The sequence below is a fragment of the Exiguobacterium sp. s64 genome, assembly GCF_018618035.1.
GTDB classification, from domain to species: Bacteria; Bacillota; Bacilli; order Exiguobacteriales; family Exiguobacteriaceae; genus Exiguobacterium; species Exiguobacterium mexicanum_A.
Genome location: NZ_JACSLH010000001.1, coordinates 476,691 through 493,540, shown reverse-complemented (window position 1 = coordinate 493,540; position 16,850 = coordinate 476,691). Strand labels below are relative to the sequence as shown.

The 16,850-nt window shown below is 52.6% G+C and carries 17 protein-coding genes; 3 read left to right on the top strand and 14 right to left on the bottom strand.

Translation table 11 applies throughout. The features are described 5' to 3' along the window. Positions 1 to 10 precede the first annotated feature (10 nt). The gene (gene prsW / locus KNP64_RS02520) at positions 11 to 667 is read right to left on the bottom strand and encodes a glutamic-type intramembrane protease PrsW (RefSeq protein WP_034777310.1); all 657 of its coding nucleotides are present in this window, start codon (positions 665 to 667) and stop codon (positions 11 to 13) included. Between the two features lie 108 nt (positions 668 to 775). Between prsW and KNP64_RS02515 the strand changes: the two genes are divergently transcribed. Next, positions 776 to 1,747: an asparaginase gene (locus tag KNP64_RS02515; RefSeq protein ID WP_034777308.1), complete on the top strand. Its 972-nt coding sequence runs from the start codon at positions 776 to 778 to the stop codon at positions 1,745 to 1,747. Positions 1,748 to 1,783: 36 nt separating this feature from the next. Continuing rightward, positions 1,784 to 2,791: a YpdA family putative bacillithiol disulfide reductase gene (locus tag KNP64_RS02510; RefSeq protein ID WP_214791796.1), complete on the top strand. Its 1,008-nt coding sequence runs from the start codon at positions 1,784 to 1,786 to the stop codon at positions 2,789 to 2,791. A gap of 54 nt (positions 2,792 to 2,845) precedes the next feature. Here the strand turns inward: KNP64_RS02510 and KNP64_RS02505 are convergent, their stop codons facing one another. The 7 genes from KNP64_RS02505 to KNP64_RS02475 all read right to left on the bottom strand — a co-directional run bounded on the left by KNP64_RS02505 (position 2,846) and on the right by KNP64_RS02475 (position 9,623). Continuing rightward, positions 2,846 to 4,114, bottom strand: coding sequence for a Glu/Leu/Phe/Val family dehydrogenase (locus KNP64_RS02505; RefSeq protein ID WP_021067184.1), 1,269 nt, complete (start codon positions 4,112 to 4,114; stop codon positions 2,846 to 2,848). Between the two features lie 151 nt (positions 4,115 to 4,265). Further along, positions 4,266 to 5,183, bottom strand: a complete 918-nt coding sequence (locus KNP64_RS02500) for a D-alanine--D-alanine ligase (RefSeq protein ID WP_034777306.1) — start codon at positions 5,181 to 5,183, stop codon at positions 4,266 to 4,268. A 96-nt stretch (positions 5,184 to 5,279) separates the two neighbouring features. Continuing rightward, positions 5,280 to 5,861 (bottom strand): adaptor protein MecA, encoded by a 582-nt coding sequence (locus tag KNP64_RS02495; RefSeq protein WP_034777305.1) that lies wholly within the window; start codon positions 5,859 to 5,861, stop codon positions 5,280 to 5,282. A 61-nt stretch (positions 5,862 to 5,922) separates the two neighbouring features. Further along, on the bottom strand, positions 5,923 to 6,780 hold the full coding sequence (locus KNP64_RS14950; protein WP_214791490.1) for a MerR family transcriptional regulator: 858 nt from the start codon (positions 6,778 to 6,780) through the stop codon (positions 5,923 to 5,925). Between the two features lie 164 nt (positions 6,781 to 6,944). Beyond that, entirely contained in the window at positions 6,945 to 7,148 is a 204-nt protein-coding gene (locus KNP64_RS02485) for a hypothetical protein (protein WP_034777302.1), read from the bottom strand. Between the two features lie 41 nt (positions 7,149 to 7,189). Continuing rightward, positions 7,190 to 8,617, bottom strand: coding sequence for a RecQ family ATP-dependent DNA helicase (locus tag KNP64_RS02480; protein WP_214763899.1), 1,428 nt, complete (start codon positions 8,615 to 8,617; stop codon positions 7,190 to 7,192). Next, positions 8,601 to 9,623, bottom strand: coding sequence for a YpbB family protein (locus KNP64_RS02475; protein ID WP_232939409.1), 1,023 nt, complete (start codon positions 9,621 to 9,623; stop codon positions 8,601 to 8,603). The genes KNP64_RS02480 and KNP64_RS02475 overlap by 17 nt, the downstream gene beginning before the upstream one ends. 143 nt (positions 9,624 to 9,766) lie before the next feature. On the opposite strand from KNP64_RS02475, the gene KNP64_RS02470 reads away from it, so the two are divergent. Continuing rightward, positions 9,767 to 10,015: a ferredoxin gene (locus KNP64_RS02470; protein WP_021067177.1), complete on the top strand. Its 249-nt coding sequence runs from the start codon at positions 9,767 to 9,769 to the stop codon at positions 10,013 to 10,015. A 38-nt stretch (positions 10,016 to 10,053) separates the two neighbouring features. On the opposite strand, the gene KNP64_RS02465 is transcribed toward KNP64_RS02470, so the two are convergent. The 6 genes from KNP64_RS02465 to KNP64_RS02440 all read right to left on the bottom strand — a co-directional run bounded on the left by KNP64_RS02465 (position 10,054) and on the right by KNP64_RS02440 (position 16,481). Beyond that, the gene (locus KNP64_RS02465; protein WP_214791491.1) at positions 10,054 to 10,851 is read right to left on the bottom strand and encodes a thermonuclease family protein; all 798 of its coding nucleotides are present in this window, start codon (positions 10,849 to 10,851) and stop codon (positions 10,054 to 10,056) included. Positions 10,852 to 10,942: 91 nt separating this feature from the next. Continuing rightward, the gene (locus tag KNP64_RS02460; RefSeq protein ID WP_034777299.1) at positions 10,943 to 11,902 is read right to left on the bottom strand and encodes an ABC transporter permease; all 960 of its coding nucleotides are present in this window, start codon (positions 11,900 to 11,902) and stop codon (positions 10,943 to 10,945) included. Continuing rightward, the gene (locus KNP64_RS02455) at positions 11,899 to 12,963 is read right to left on the bottom strand and encodes an ABC transporter permease (protein ID WP_138859573.1); all 1,065 of its coding nucleotides are present in this window, start codon (positions 12,961 to 12,963) and stop codon (positions 11,899 to 11,901) included. The genes KNP64_RS02460 and KNP64_RS02455 overlap by 4 nt, the downstream gene beginning before the upstream one ends. After that, positions 12,960 to 14,486: an ABC transporter ATP-binding protein gene (locus tag KNP64_RS02450; RefSeq protein WP_214791492.1), complete on the bottom strand. Its 1,527-nt coding sequence runs from the start codon at positions 14,484 to 14,486 to the stop codon at positions 12,960 to 12,962. The genes KNP64_RS02455 and KNP64_RS02450 overlap by 4 nt, the downstream gene beginning before the upstream one ends. 61 nt (positions 14,487 to 14,547) lie before the next feature. Next, a complete protein-coding gene (locus tag KNP64_RS02445) occupies positions 14,548 to 15,633 on the bottom strand; it encodes a BMP family lipoprotein (RefSeq protein ID WP_214763897.1) in 1,086 nt (361 codons plus the stop codon). 128 nt (positions 15,634 to 15,761) lie between these two features. After that, complete coding sequence (locus KNP64_RS02440) at positions 15,762 to 16,481, bottom strand: GntR family transcriptional regulator (protein WP_034777294.1); 720 nt, start codon at positions 16,479 to 16,481, stop codon at positions 15,762 to 15,764. Positions 16,482 to 16,850 lie beyond the last annotated feature (369 nt).

Below are 16,850 nucleotides of genomic sequence, written 5' to 3'. Positions count from 1 at the left end.
CCCTTTTATTCTATTTGTACTGGCGATGGTTGGAGCGATTGGCGGTCCGCACGAGCAAAAGCGCGACCATCCATAAGACGACGATATAGACGACAGCCGGCACTTTGTTCATCGGTTCGACGAGCAAGATATAGTCGAACATGCCATGCAACAATGTCGCCGCCATGACGGCTGTGAACAGCCAGAAGCGCTCATGAGCGGAATGTTTGGCCCGGCCGAGGCAAAACCCCATCACGACAGCGAAGAGCGCATGCCCACTCACCGGCAACACAGCACGCCAAATGGCGATTTCAATCGAGTCGTACACCCATAAATATAGAAAATTCTCTAACGTGGCAAAGCCGAGTGAACAGGCGACCGCATAGAGAATCCCGTCGTAGTAATCATCAAAGACTTTATGTATGTATATTGTATAATAAATCATGAACCACTTAAAAAACTCTTCTAATAGCGCGGTGGCCACGAACGCCTTCCAAAACGGGCCCACGAGCACCCCTTCTTCCACGAACGCATACTGCACGAACATGATCGGAAAGACGAGAATGGCCCCGGCGACGAACGAACGGATCACATAGCCGAGCGGTTCCGCTTCCAATTCATGCCGGAGATAGAAGTAGGAAAGAAGGGCGAACCCTGGCGCAACCGCAGACAAGGCGATTGCAATCATGATGCATCTCTCCTTTCTCACGTTAAGCATACACTGAAATAGAAGAAAGAAAAAGTAGGTCGCACCTAGAAATTGGAAGAAACGAACAAAAAAGTTGGAGGTCTGTTTATGAACCATTTATTACTGATCCACACCGGCGGCACAATCGCCATGTCTCAATCGGGGTCGGGACATGTCATGCCGAGCGAAGTCAATCCGATCGACGCGACGTTACCGAAAGCGACCGACATCGCGAATATCACAACGAAACATTTCTCGAACATCCCGTCGCCGCACATGACGCCCGAGAAAATGCTCGAGCTCGCCCAGTTCATCAATCAACAATTGACACAAGACACGTACGATGGGGTCGTCATCACTCACGGGACGGACACACTCGAAGAGACGGCCTACTTCTTACAAATCACGCTTGGTGCACCGGTCCCGATTGTGTTGACCGGAGCGATGCGCTCGTCAAACGAGGTCGGCTCGGACGGCGAATTCAATCTCATCACGGCGCTTCGGGTCGCCCAAAGTGATGTGGCACGCGGCAAAGGCGTGCTCGTCGTCTTCAATGGTGAAATCCACTCCGCCTTCAACGTCACGAAGACGCACACGTCCTCGGTCGACACGTTCAAATCGGTCCACTTCGGCAACGTCGGTATGGTGACGAAAGATCACGTCCTCATTTACAGTCAGCCGACGACAAAACAACCGAAAATGATTCCATCGATCACGAAACGGGTCGCGGTGCTGAAAGTCGTCGCCGGGATGGAGCCGGACCTGCTCGAGGCGGTACTCGCGCTCGGCTATGACGGGCTCGTCCTTGAAGTACTCGGGCAAGGGAATGTCCCACCGTCAATCGTCCCCGCGCTCGAGATGCTCGTCGAGCGGATGCCGGTCGTCATCGTCAGCCGTTGTTTTAACGGAATCGTACAAGACGTGTACGGCTACGTCGGCGGTGGCCAGCAACTGAAAGAGATGGGCATCATCTTCTCGAACGGTCTGAACTCACAAAAAGCGAGACTTCGCCTCCTTGTCGAGCTCGAGGCGGGTTCGTCCCAAGCGGTCATGGAACATAGCTTCAGCTTCCAACAGTGAGTTGGCGGCTTGCCAACCGTTTCGTCCTTCCATACAATGAGGGATGAGGTGATTTCATTGAATAAACATGCTATCGTCGTCGGCGCCGGACCATGTGGGCTGTCGGCTGCGATCGAATTAGAACGGATCGGCATCTCGTGCACGGTCATCGAGCGCGGCAATATCGTCGATGCCATCTATCGGTATCCGACCCATCAAACGTTTTTCTCTTCTGCCAGCTTGCTCGAAATCGGGGATATCCCGTTTATCTGTAAAGATTTGAAACCGCGTCGTCAAGACGCGCTCGTCTACTATCGGGAAGTCGTCAGCCGGACTGGTCTCGACGTCCAACCGTTTGAGACGGTCGAAACGGTCACGCGTTCCGAGGACGGGTTCATCGTTCGGTCACGCCATGACCGCGACGGCGTCAAAGAACGCCAGGCCGATTATGTCATCTTAGCCACTGGGTATTATGGCCGTCCTCGTACGTTGGACGTCCCAGGTGAAGAGTTGCCGCACGTCACGCATTACTTCAAAGAGGCGCATCCGTTTTACCGACAACGTGTGACGGTCATCGGCGGAAAGAACTCCGCGGTCGACGCGGCCATCGAGCTCGAGAAGGCCGGCGCCCACGTCACGGTACTCTATCGCGGGGACGGCTACAGTCCGTCCGTCAAACCGTGGGTCCTGCCGACGTTCGACTCGCTCGTCCGTCATGACAAAGTGCGACTCGAGCTCGAAGCGGAGATCGTTCGGATCGAACCGCATCACGTCGTCTATCGTCAGCACGGTGAAGAACAGCGGCTCGAGACCGACCACGTCCTCGCCATGACCGGCTACTTGCCCGACCATGGGCTGTTCGCTGATGCCGGGGTCCAAGTCGATGAGGAGACCGGTGTGCCCTCGTTTGACGAGACGACGTTCGAGACGAACGTCGACGGCTTGTTCATCGCCGGTGTCGTCGCCGCCGGAAATGATGCCAATAAAATCTTTATCGAGAACGGCCGCTTCCATGGCCAAGCGATCGCCGAGACGCTTCGGGAGCGTAACGGTGTGACCACGTAATCGACAAAAAGAGGGAGAACCTGGCGCCAGGTTCTCCCTCTTTTTGCTGTTTAATTATACCCAACCGCGGAAACGCGATGCTTCCGCCATCTTGCGTACACCGACCATATAGGCGGCGAGACGCATGTCGACTTTACGGGCCGATGACGTGTTATACACCGTATTGAACGAGTGAACGAGCACTTTCTCAAGCTTCTCTTCCACTTCCTCTTCCGTCCAATAGTATCCTTGGTTGTTTTGAACCCATTCGAAATACGAGACGGTTACCCCACCGCTCGAAGCGAGCACATCCGGGACAAGCAGGATGCCGCGCTCTGTCAAGATGCGGGTCGCTTCGTTCGTCGTCGGTCCGTTGGCGGCCTCGACGACGATGGACGCCTTGATGTTGTCGGCGTTGTCTTCGGTGATTTGGTTCTCGATCGCGGCCGGGACCAAGATGTCGCAGTCGAGTTCTAACATTTCTTTGTTCGAGATCGTGTTCTTGAAGAGCGTCGAGATCGTCCCGAACGAATCTCGACGATCGAGAAGATACGGGATATCGAGCCCGTTCTCATCGTGGATCGCACCATATGCATCGCTGACGGCGATCACTTTCGCCCCGGCGTCATGCATGAACTTCGACAAGAAGCTACCAGCATTCCCGAACCCTTGGACGACGACACGCGCCCCTTTCAATTCGATCCCACGGCGCAGCGCCGCTTCCCGGATCATGATGGCGACACCTTTTGCCGTCGCCGTCTCACGTCCATGCGAGCCACCGAGCACGAGCGGTTTACCAGTGATGAAGCCCGGCGAATTGAATTCATCGATGCGGCTATACTCATCCATCATCCACGCCATGATTTGCGAGTTCGTGAACACGTCCGGCGCTGGGATATCTTTCGTCGGTCCGACGATTTGACTGATGGCTCGGACATAACCCCGGCTCAATCGTTCGATTTCACGGAAACTCATCTCACGCGGATCACAGACGATCCCGCCTTTACCGCCACCGTATGGAAGGTCGACAATTCCGGCCTTCAAGCTCATCCAGACCGACAACGCCTTCACTTCGACCTCCGTCACGCTCGGGTGGAAGCGAATCCCACCTTTCGTCGGTCCGACCGCGTCATTATGTTGCGCCCGGTATCCTGTGAAAATCTTTGTCGATCCGTCATCCATACGTACCGGGATGCGGACGGTCAACATCCGAAGTGGCTCTTTCAAGAGCTCATACATCTCTTCTGGATACCCGAGCTTATCAAGCGCCTCGTGTATCACTTCTTGTGTCGATTCAAGGATGTTTTTTCGTTTTTGATGACCTTTTTCTTGATCCGTAATCATGAAGGTTTCCTCCCCTAAATTGTCAATTCTCCCCCAAGAATCAACCTCGTATTCGTTTAAAAGTATAGCTGATACGCGCCCAATTTGAAAGGCTTTTACAAAAATAATGAAAGCGTTTTCTAAAATGAAAAAAGAAGGGGGAATTCCCTTCTTACTTTTCTAGTGCCAGTTCGATGAATCGCTCTAACAGCTCACCGTACGAGATCCCGACGGCCCGGGCGCTGTCCGGGAACAAGCTGAGCGGTGTCATACCCGGAAGCGTGTTCGTCTCTAAAATATAAGCGAGCCCATCTTCAGAGACGAGGAAGTCCGAACGAGAATAACCGCTGCAACCGAGGGCACGGTGCGCTTTGATGGCAGCCGTTTGAACTTCTTCGGTCAACGCGTCCGGCAACTCGGCCGGACAAACGTGAATCGATCCACCTTCTGAATACTTCGACTCATAGTCATAAAATTCATTTTTCGGGATGATCTCGATGACCGGGAGTGCGGCCTCAGCCCCGTGATTCCCAAGGACGGGTACCGTCAACTCACGGCCTTTAATATATTGCTCGACCAAGACAGCCGTATCGCACGCGAACGCTTTATCAATCCCTTCACGGAGCATCGCTTCGTCCATCGCGATTGTCAATCCGTTCGATGACCCTTCTTGGGCCGGCTTGACGACACATGGAAACTCACTGCCCCACTCGACGATTTTTGCGTCGATGTCGTCGCCCGACTCGATGAGGACGTCACGGGCGATGCGAATGCCGGCAGCGGCGAAAATAATTTTCGCACGGGCTTTGTCCATCGCGAGCGCTGATGCCAAAACGCCCGACCCCGTGTACGGCAATCCGGCCATCTCTAAAAGCGACTGAACACGGCCATCTTCGCCGTATTTGCCATGCAGGGCGCTGACGACGACGTCGGCTTGAAGCGTCAACAGCTCATTGGCCCGGTCCGGGTGAAAATCAATCGCCACGACGTCGTGACCCCGTGCTTCGAGCGCTTCAATCATTCCTTTACCACTCGTGAGCGACACTTCCCGCTCACCTGATACACCACCATATAATACCGCGACTTTCATCAAATCTCTCCTTCGGCTAACTTCTCAAAAATTCAAGTTTTATCATACCATGTGTCGGCCGAAAACAATAGAAACAGAACAGTAAAAAAGCCATACTTACGCGAACGTATCGTACAGCTGTTTCACGGCTTGTTCAGTTTGAATCGTCTTGCCATACTCCATCATGACGTAAGGGCTGACGGTCGTCGTGCGGCCGTATTCCGACAAGATGGCGGCCAACCGCTCTTCGACGTCCGGTTTGAGCACTTCGACGAAGTGTAAATAATAGTGTCCGTCATAATGGTAGAGCGCCCCGCCCTGTTCTGTATCCTGCATGTGAGGGAACAGACGGACCGAGGCGTTGATGACGTCCTCGATATCATCAAACTGATAAATCAGATGATGAATCACATCGATCGTCAAACGGATCTCGACTTGTTCTTGATCCGCATCCGGGACGGCTGCCTCGACTTTTTGGACGTCGATGACGAGCCCATCACGGGGAAACATTGTCACGTTCAAGTCGACGGTGCCTTGGGGCATGAAACCGAATTCCGCTTCCGCCGTCTCGAGCAATTCCCGCCACAAGTCTTGACCACTCTCGCCAACGATCGTATCGATGGCAATCCCTCGAATCGAAAGGTCACTCGCCGTCAAATATACCCTTAAATGTTCTTTAGTTTGCTTTTCAAATCTCAAACGAAAACCTCCAAAGATTAATCAATCCTACTTTATAAGCTACTCTCGTTTGTGCAACCTGTCAAATAGTTGACAACCACTCGGTCCATGCCTCGGGCGTATCTCCAAGGAAGGCCGACTCAAACTCGGACGCGTGAAGGCTGACGGCATATCCGCCGGCCCCGATGACGAGATCGGGATGATCCGCTTGGATAAATCGCATCGCCTCTTTCAGGTCCTCGAGATGTTCCGTCAACGTGCAGGAGAAGATCAAGCACTTGGCGTGGATATCGTGCAACGCCTCACTTAAATCCTCTTTCGGGAAGCCCGCACCAAGGAAAATCACGTCGTATCCATATTGACGCAAATAAAGCGTCACGAACAACAGACCGATCTCGTGCATCTCACCCGGGGCACACACACAAATGATCCGCGGTAAAAATGGATTCATCGGCATCTGCAGCGAGAGGGTCGACAATCGGGCCCGCAAAAAAGCGGTCGCAAAATGCTCATGCGCGATCGTGATGTCCCCATTCTCCCAACGCGTCCCGATCTCCACCAACAACGGACCAATGATATCTTTCGTGACCTTCTCAAAGCTGAACGTATTAAAGGCACGATTGATCAAATCGTGCGCCTTGCGTTCGTCAAATGAAAGTAACGCCTCGAGCAACCCGTCCATGAGCTCCTCGTCATAGAGGCGGGCAGGCTTCGGCTTCGGGGCTTCATGAAGTTGTTGAATCGCTTGGGAAACGGTCAAGCCTTCCCGTTGTTTTTCAACGACCCATTTAATCTTTTCGACGTCTTGGTCGGAATACAATCGATGACCGGATTCGGTCCGGCTTGGAACGATGAATTGATAGCGGCGTTCCCACGCTCGAATCGTCGTCGGGTTGACCCCGGTGAGCGACGCGACCGTCTTAATGGAGTACTTCGGCACAGCAGCCCCTCCTTTCCTACAAGTTCTTCTTATTTAGTATAGACCCATCTGAAGCGCTTTACCTGTTTTATTGTGCAATTCCTGTGAGAAATTGGTGAGATTGTGCGATTGGTTCGACAAAACAGAGATTGCTCATAAAAAAATACGACGTCCCCGTCGTATTGTCAGAAAAATATTGTATGACGACCTATATATAAAAATACGAGAATAATGGCAAACATCGTCAATGTCAGCATCATAGCGAGCGGCCGTTTCAGCCAATTGTCGTTCAATTTTTCTTTCCGCTCATGCTCTTGTCTTTCAGCGCGAGACGGCAACGTGTCCACCACTTGTTCACGAAGTGAGTCCGCTTGGTTCCGATGTCGCAACGTGTGCCCTCCTTTACCTTTTTTATCATTTTACTATGATATCAATCAAAGGAGAAGATACGAGATAAACGATGTTTCCAATCTGTCACATTTTTAGACACAATTTGAACCGACGGCGGGAATACGATCTCCCCACACACGTCGCAACAATCGGCTTGTTTGACCGGTTGTTCCGAGAAATAGTTCAACAAGTAATCGCGCCGGCACGTCTTGATGAGGGCGTAGTCCATCATCTGTCCAAGTTGACGATAGCGGGCCCGCTTTCTATCTTTTACCCAATCGATCGCCTCGGCAAGCGTCCGCTCGGCGAGCATCTGGTTCAACAATCCCCAGACCGGGTCTTCCTCGTTCAACCGCAAAAGACGCGGCAGTTGGGCCAGACTCGTGCCGTTGTCGCGTTCCAAATACGCGAGACGGATGTCTTTGTCTTTCGGATATTGTTGGTCGATCAAAAACTGTTGGATGCGTTCGTCGCCTTCGGCATAGAGCAAGACGGCAAATGCGGGTTCACCGTCTCGTCCGGCACGACCGATCTCTTGCATGTACGCCTCGAGCGTGGCCGGGATTTGATAATGGATGACCGAACGGACGTTGTCTTTATTCACACCCATCCCGAACGCACTCGTACATACCATGATGGCGACTTCATCTCGCAAAAATTGCGATTGTACGAGCCGGCGGTCCTCAGTCGACATGCCACCGTGATAAAACAAGGCGTCGTCAAGATGAAGCGCGAGTGCTTCGGCTTCACGCCGTGTCGCCGTATAGATGACGGCCGGTTTCGGGACGTCATGGACGAGCTCGCTCAACCGCCGCATCTTGTCCTCGGACTCGAGACGTTCGACGATGAGTCGAATCTCAGCCCGGTTTGCCGAATGGACGAACTGCGCCGGCGAGAACAACGCCAACTTCTCGATGATATCCCGTTTCACCGTTTCCGGAGCCGTCGCGGTGACGGCCATGCACTGCGGGCTACCGAGTTGTTTACGCAACTCGCCTAGACGGGCATACTCAGGTCGGAACTCATGGCCCCACTGCGAAATACAGTGGGCCTCGTCGACGACGAGCATTTGAATCCGCGTCCGAGCGAGCGCCCGCGTCACGTGCGGCACGGCGAGTTGTTCGGGCGATAAGTATAAGAAGCGATAACGCTTCAAATGGTTCAAGATGTCTTGTTTCTCCTCGAGCGTCTCCATTGATGTCAATCGCGCCACTCCCCGCTCGCCCCGTTCACGGATGTGGAGCATCTGATCTTCGATGAGCGACAAGAGCGGTGACACGATGATGGTCAGCCCGTCATTTTTAAGATAAGACGGGAGTTGGAACGTCAACGACTTGCCCGCTCCGGTCGGCATGATGGCCAACACGTCCTGGCCGTCGGCGACCGCTTCGATCACATCCCGTTGCCCGGGACGGAAGCTGTCGTAGCCGAACACCCGCTTCAACGTCTTCTCAAACAAATGTCTCACCTCGTTTCAATCTCGCGAACACCAATCGGATTTGATAGTAACTGATCCCGTCGATTTGTTCAAAAATCGGCTTGAGCGCCCAGCTCGACTCGTCACGCAACTGCTCGACTTGCTTGATTTGCTCAAACGGAACAAATTGGTCGAGCGGGAACTCATCTAAATACATCGCCATCTCGACGACGTGGTCTTCAATCGTACTCGTGCGCAACCGTCGCTGGGACTGGACTTGTTGGAACGTTCGACCAGCCGAAAACTGCTCATACGACTCACGCGCCGACAACGTCATCCGCTCGCTCGACAAGCCGTGCGCGAAGCCAAGCAACTTGGCATCCCTTGGCAATTTCCACAGGAGCGCATTCCACCCGGCCAAAAAATAGAGCCGCGCCGTGCGCGCATCGACATCGAGAAGCGAGGCGATTTGTTCATACGTGTATCCTGTCTCGAACGCACCGGTGAACCGATAGACGACGGCGGTCGCGTACGGGTCCCCCACTTCTTCAAGCGCCGTTTCAAGCTCCTGGTGAAAGCTGTGGATCAGCGGTTGCCACTCCCGCTCGGTCCGGACGATCTGTTTGACCCAGCGTTCGGCCAACCGATCGGCCTGCACCGGATAGAACGTCCGCTCATGCTCGAGCGACATGAACGTCTGGACGAACAAACTGAGCCGCTTCCACGTCATCGTCGTATAGTCCCGATACTCACCGCCGAGACGGTCGAACAGCTCACTGACCGCCTCCGGCGAAGCGAGCATCTTGCCGGCCTCGGTCAACGTGAAGCTCGAACGGTTGAGCCAGCCTCGCTTCTCGAACGAGGCGAGCAGTTTCTCATAGTCGTACTTCGTATAGGGGAACAATCCGAAAATTGGTTCCAAATCATAAAAAAAGGCATCTTGCAGTGTCGTCGCCGAACGTTTGCCGTTCAACACATGAAACAAACTGCGCTCGCTGCGCTCCCCTTTCAAGCGCTCAATCGAAAGCAACAACACCCCGTCCGCTAAATGAACCATCGTTCCACCTCCTCGGTCAAAATTATGCTTCCAAAACGTTATTCGTTTCCTCATTGAAATATTTGGGTATGTAGACTACAATTACTCATAGTCAGTAGAAAATCATTTCTATGCAGAGAGACGAAACGTATGGAGGGTTACAAATGGCAAAATTTACGATTGTTGATAAAGATACATGTATTGCATGTGGGGCCTGCGGAGCAGCCGCCCCAGACATCTTCGACTATGACGACGAAGGCCTCGCGTTCAACTTGATGGACGACAACACGGGCACGATCGAAGTCCCGGACGAATTGTATGAGGACTTGATGGACGCGTTCGAAGGATGCCCGACCGACTCAATTAAAGTCGCGGACGAATCATTCGACGGCGACGCACTCAAGTACGAATAAGAGAGACATGTGTGCCTGAAGGGCGCACATGTCTTTTTTTATCGCGTCGCTTTCCGGAAACCCGCTTCACGCGCCTCTTCCTCTGCACAGAACATCTCTTCTGGGATCGTTCGCTCATAGCTCGCCCCGCCCGGAACGTGATAAATCTTCTCTCCGTCCCGATTGATATTCCCTTTAATGTCACATCCATCCGTGTCTCGTTTCGGCTGGGCCGGCTCGGTCGCCTCATGGTCGAAGCCGTTGCCGGTCACGTAGTCCTCAAGACTCCAAATCCCGAGCAATTCCTGACGCGCGGCCCGCTCGACCTCCCGAAACGCATCGACGTGTTGCGTGTTCGGCGCGTACACATAGGCGACACGCGCCAACCCGCGGCGCAACAATTCCTCGTTCAACATCACTTCGTCATACCAGACGTAGGCGAGTGTCCGTTGATAACGATCGTAGCGCCCGACGTCATATTCGAGCGTGATCGTATCTCCTTCTGGCAGCCAACGCTCGACGAATGATTTCGCATCCTCCCCGAACGGTTGGACCGGCAGCGTCGGATGGCTCGTCTCTGGCGTATCGACGAGCAAGAGACGAATCGATTCGGTCGCCCCGTTCTCAAACTCGACTTTGAGCGTATCTCCATCGATGACGCGGTCGAGCGTGACCGTCTCGGTCTTACCGAGCGGCCGTGCGACTTGTTGCGCGACCGACGCCGACGGAAAATCGGACTCGAGTTCGACGAGCGATTCTGGCGGGTCGATTTGTTCGGCGAACCAGTCATCGACGGAGCAGCCTGCGAGCGAAACGCTCAGCACGACGGCGATCAGCAGTTGCCACCATTTTTTCAATTATCTCACCTCTACACCAGTATAACAAAAAAGGTTGTTTGACTTAAGCGTCAAACAACCTGGATGAAATGGACATTTGTCCTTTTGATGATTAGCGTTTCCCTTTAATATATGGGATACCGACCGATTTCGGTGCATCCGCACGTCCGACGACACCTGCGAGGGCAAGGATCGTGAGCGCATACGGCGCAATCAAGAGCAACACTTGCGGCACATTGCTGATGACCGGCAAGTTGCTACCGATGATCGACAACGCTTGGGCGAATCCGAAGAACAGACCGGCACCGAGCGCGCCGAGCGGATTCCACTTCCCGAAAATCATGGCGGCGATGGCCAAGAAACCTTGACCGACGATCGTCGTCCCGCTGAAGTTTGTCGTGACGGTGACAGCGTACACTGCACCAGCGAGTCCGCCGAACGCTCCTGAGAGCATGACGCCCATGAAGCGCATTTTCGTGACGTTGATCCCCATCGTGTCAGCCGCCATCGGGTGTTCCCCGACCGAACGGAGACGAAGACCGAACGGTGTCTTGAAGATGACGAACCAGACGACGAACGCGAGAATGATCGCGATGAACGACGTGTACTGCACGTTGATGAAGAACATGCGAAGCACCGGGATATCCGATAGAATCGGCACGTTCTCTTTGGCAATCCGAAACTCGATGAAGTCGGTCTGCCCTTTGTTGTAAAGCACACGGACGACGAAGATGGCGAGTCCAATCGCGAGCATGTTGATCGCGACCCCGAGTACCGTCTGGTCAGCCCGCCAAAGGATGGCCGGCACCGCCAAGAAGAGCGAGAAGAGCGCACCGACGACCATAGCGACCAAAAGTGAGATCCATGGACTGAGACCGCCCAGCCCCATATCTGTCAACGTGAGCGTCGTGATAATTCCTGTCGCAGCACCGATGACCATGATGCCTTCTAAGGCGATGTTGACGACACCCGAACGTTCACTGAAGATGCCGCCGAGCGCCGCGATGATGAGTGGAGTCGCATAGGCTAAGGCAACCGGCACGACGATGTAGAGGACTTCTAAGAAGCTCATTTTTTCTCCACTCCTTTCTTACGATTTCCTTTGAATTTGTCAATCACGTAGTTAAAGGCGTAACCTGAAGCCACGAAGATGACAATCGCGGCGATGATGACTTTGACGAGCTCAGATGGGATGTTCGCACCGAGCTGCATCGCGAGTCCGCCGATATTGAGTCCAGCGAACAAGATAGCTGCCAAGACGACACCGACGGCCGTGTTCGCACCGAGGAGCGCGACGGCGATCCCGTCAAAACCGACTCCGGTGAACGAGGCGCTGAGCGTCATGCCGTTGAACGTACCGAGACCTTCCATCGCCCCTGCGAGTCCTGCGAACATACCCGAGATGACGAATGAGAGAATGATGTTCCGGTTGACGCTCATTCCTGCGTACTGTGATGCGTGTTTGTTGAAACCGACGGCACGAAGCTCATAACCGAGCGTCGTCCGTTGCAAGATGTAGTAATAGACGATCGCTGCGAGCACGGCGATGAGGACACCCCAATGCAAGCGCGAGAACGTCGTCAATTCTTGAAGCATCGGTGACGCGAGCGACGCCGAATCTTTAATGGATTCGGTGCGTTCGTTCGTTACCCCGATGACACTGCGCAAAATCGCATTCGTCGTGTACAAGGCGATATAGTTCATCATGATCGATGTGATAACTTCGTGGACGTGGAACTTGGCTTTCAAGAAACCAGGTACGAACGCCCAGAGCGCTGCTGCGAACATGGCCGCGAGAAGCGCGAGCGGCAAGTGGATGAACATCGGCAAGTCAAAGTTGATCCCGACATACACCGCTGCCACCCAGCCAATCAACACTTGGCCTTCGACGCCGATGTTGAAGAGGCCGGTCCGGAACGCGAACGCGACGGCCAAACCTGAGAAGATGAGCGGTGCCGCGGCGCGAAGCGTCTCACCGATTGCGTACGGGCTGCCGACCATGCCTTCAAACAACGACGAGAACCCTCGAATCGGGTCATAGCCACCGATGAGCATGACGATCGCCCCGATGAGGAGACCCATCAAAATCGACAAGAGTGGGATGAGCAGTCGATTAAAACTTAGCTTATTCATACTGTTTCTTCTCCTCTCTTACCGCCGGCCATCAAGAAGCCGAGTTCCTGCTCCGTCGTCTCTTTCGGATCACGGATTCCGACAATCTTCCCTTCATACAAGACGGCGATTCGGTCCGCGACGTGTAAAATCTCTTCGAGCTCGAACGAGATCAACAAGACGGCGCGTCCTTTTTCACGCTCTTTGATGAGCTGTTCATGAATGAATTCGATTGCCCCGACGTCAAGACCTCGCGTCGGTTGCGCCGCGATCAACAAGTCAGGTGACCGGTCGACTTCACGGGCGATGATGGCTTTCTGTTGGTTACCACCCGACAAGGCACGGGCAGGTACGTCGACCGATGGAGTTCGGACGTCAAACTTCTCAATCAACGCTTTCGCTTTCTCAGCCACGGCTTTATAGTTCATCAAACCGCGCTTCGAGAACGGCTCTTTATAATACGTTTGGAGCACCATGTTGTCGCGAATCGTATAATCGAGGACGAGGCCATGTTTATGCCGGTCTTGCGGGATGTGGCCGACACCAGACTCCGTCACTTTGCGCGGCGCGAACCCGGTCACGTCTTTCCCGTTCAACATCACTTTTCCAGACTCGGGTTTCTTCAAGCCCGAGATGGCTTCAATCAATTCGGTCTGTCCGTTCCCGTCAATCCCGGCAATCCCGAGGATTTCCCCTGAACGAATCTGTAAATCCAAGCCGTCGACGGCTTTGAGCCCGCGACTGTCTTTGACGACGAGTTTTTGGACGTCGAGGACGACTTGCTGTGGATCTGCCTTGGAATATTCCGCATCAAAATTAACTTCACGTCCGACCATCATTTCAGCCAAACGGTCTTCGTTGACCGTCTCATCGATATCGACGGTGCCGATATAACGTCCGCGACGGATGACCGTACAGCGATCGGCGACTTGCATGATCTCTTTCAGTTTATGCGTGATCAAGATGATCGATTTGCCTTCTTCAATCAAACGCTTCATGATTTGAATGAGTTCTTGAATCTCTTGTGGCGTCAATACAGCGGTCGGCTCGTCAAAAATCAAGATCTCAGCGCCCCGATAGAGCGTCTTCAAAATTTCAACACGTTGTTGCATCCCGACCGAGATATCTTCGATTTTGGCATCCGGATCAATGCGGAGGCCGTATTGTTCCGAGATGTCCATCACTTTTTTACGCGCCGTGGCCCGGTCGACCGTCAATCCACTCTTTGGCTCTGAGCCGAGGATGATGTTCTCGGTCACCGTGAACTTCTCGACGAGCATGAAGTGTTGGTGTACCATACCGATTCCAAGGTCGTTGGCGATGTTCGGATTCTCAATGTTCACTTTCTCCCCGCGCACGCGAATCTCCCCGCCTTCCGGCTGATAAAGACCGAATAGGACGTTCATGAGCGTCGATTTTCCGGCACCGTTCTCGCCGAGCAACGCATGAATCTCGCCCTTGCGCAATTGGAGGGTGATATTGTCGTTGGCAACGAACGTTCCGAACTCTTTGCGAATATTGAGCATTTCAATTACATATTCCAAGAAAGTCCACCCCTAACTTTAAGTAAAGGGAGACCGCATGGGTCCCCCCTAACTCAATGAATTATTTTACTGTTTTCATGAACTCTTCGAACTCAGCGTCAGTCGCTGGAGCCGTGATGTCTCCATCGATCAACTGTTGACGGTACTCATCAACTTTTGTGAGGACGTCAGCTGCAACGTTCTTATCCGAAGTCTCAGCAATCCCTACGCCATCATCTTTCAACGAGAACTCAACGATTTCGCCGGCAGGGAACTTATCTTCCATTGCAAGTTTCGATACTTCGTAAGTAGCCGTGTCAACACGTTTTACCATTGAAGTAAGCGTTACGTTTTCTGGAAGACCTTCTTCGTACTGGTCACGGTCAACACCGATGACCCATACATCTTCGCCGTTCTTCTTACGGTTTTTCGCTTCTGTGAATACCCCTACCCCTGTACCACCTGCTGCGTGATACACGATATCAGAACCTGCTCCATACATACCCGAAGCGATGGCTGTACCTTTTTCAGCTGAGTTGAAGTCTTCCGCGTACTTCACGTCGATTGTCGCATCCGGGTTAACGGCCATGACGCCAGCTTTATAACCGTTCTCGAACTTCTTGATCAAGTCAGACTCAACGCCGCCGACGAATCCAACTTTGTCAGTTTTCGTAGTAAGACCTGCGACAACACCGACGAGGAACGAACCTTCTTGCTCTTTGAACGTGATCGATGCGACGTTCGGCGCATCGACGACCATGTCGACGATCGCGAAGTTGTTGTCTGGGAACTGATCAGCAACTTTTTTGATGTCTTCGCCCATCAAGAAGCCGATTCCGTAAATCAAGTTGAAGTTATCGCGTGCCAATTGCTGCAAGTTTGGCTGATAGTCCGCTTGTTTTGATGATTGAAGATATTTGAAGCCTTCGTTTTCAGTCAAGCTGTTGTCTTTCCCGAACTTCGTAAGACCTTCCCAAGCTGATTGGTTGAACGATTTATCGTCGACACCGCCAGTATCGGTTACCATCGCTACTTTGAAGTCGCTACCTTCGCCGCCGCCTTCGTTGTTTGAAGCACCTTCATTGTCATCCCCGCCACATGCTGCGAGTACTGTTGAGAGTGTGAGACCTGCTGCTAAAGCTGAGAGAATCGTTTTTTTCTTGTTCATCGTCGTGTTTCCCCTTTCGGATTATAACAATTAAGGTTGTCATGTCATCAGTAGTCTTTACACCGGTATAAGAAAGCGCTTTCACGCTGTTCCCCAAAAATAACCGTTTCCGGATAAAACGAACGTGCTTAGACGCGTTTGCGAACGACGTGGAAGTCGAAGCGGTCCGCTCGGAAAAAGTTCGCCGAATCGAGCAGCGGTAAGTCGCTCTCATCGTAATGCAATTGTTTCAATGCCAGTAACGGTTGGTCCGTTTGAAGTTGCGTCGAAATTTCAGCGTTCACACTCGGTTCGATGTGCGTGATCGCATATGCGACCCGACGTCCTACCTCTTTTTCGAGCGCATCAAACAATGACTTTCCTTCCGTCAACGCCTTCGGATTCGAGACGAGATGGGCTGGGATTTTATCGACACAGTAGACGACTGGTGTCTCATCCGCATATCGAATCCGGACGATCCGATAAATCGGTGAGTTCGGTTCGATTTTTAAACGCTCGGCTTCTCTCTCGGTCGCTAGAACCTTTTCGGCCACCAACACTTTCGTTCCTGGTGTCATTTTGGCGCGCATGATCATGTCCGTGACGCTGAACAGCTCTTCAATCCCTGAAGTAAACGGGGGTTTTGAACTGATGAATGTCCCGACGCCATGTTTCCGCACGACAAATTTCTCGTCTTCGAGAATACGAAGTGCTTCCCGGAGTGTCGCTCGACTGACTCCTAGTTGCTTCGATAACTCGAATTCTGAAGGAAGTTTCTCTCCTTCACGATAGACACCATCGTCGATATCTTGCTTGATTTTCTCAATCACGCGAAGATAGAGCAAGCGATGATCGAGCTTGATCGACATGGGCCTCACCACCTTTACCTATTTCTTACCAGTGCTCAGACATCTGACGTATGAATGTCCTTGCCAATATTAAGTATAGGGATTCGAGAAATAGAACGCAATACTTTTTGTTCGGAATCAGGGAAATATTTTAAAGTGAAGGGATTATGTACACTTCATAGTCTATATTACCTGTTCTGGCAGGCTTTGAAAAGAAATCGTAAAATGAAAACGGTATTAAAAAATGAAAGCGGTTCAACATTTTTAGTAGTATGTCCTAATGAATCAAATAGGTCAGATGTGCTATATTAGTTCGCCCCAACATGACGTCGACCCCGATCGTCACGTTTGAACCGGATTATCTAAAATTAGATAAAAAACGAACGATTA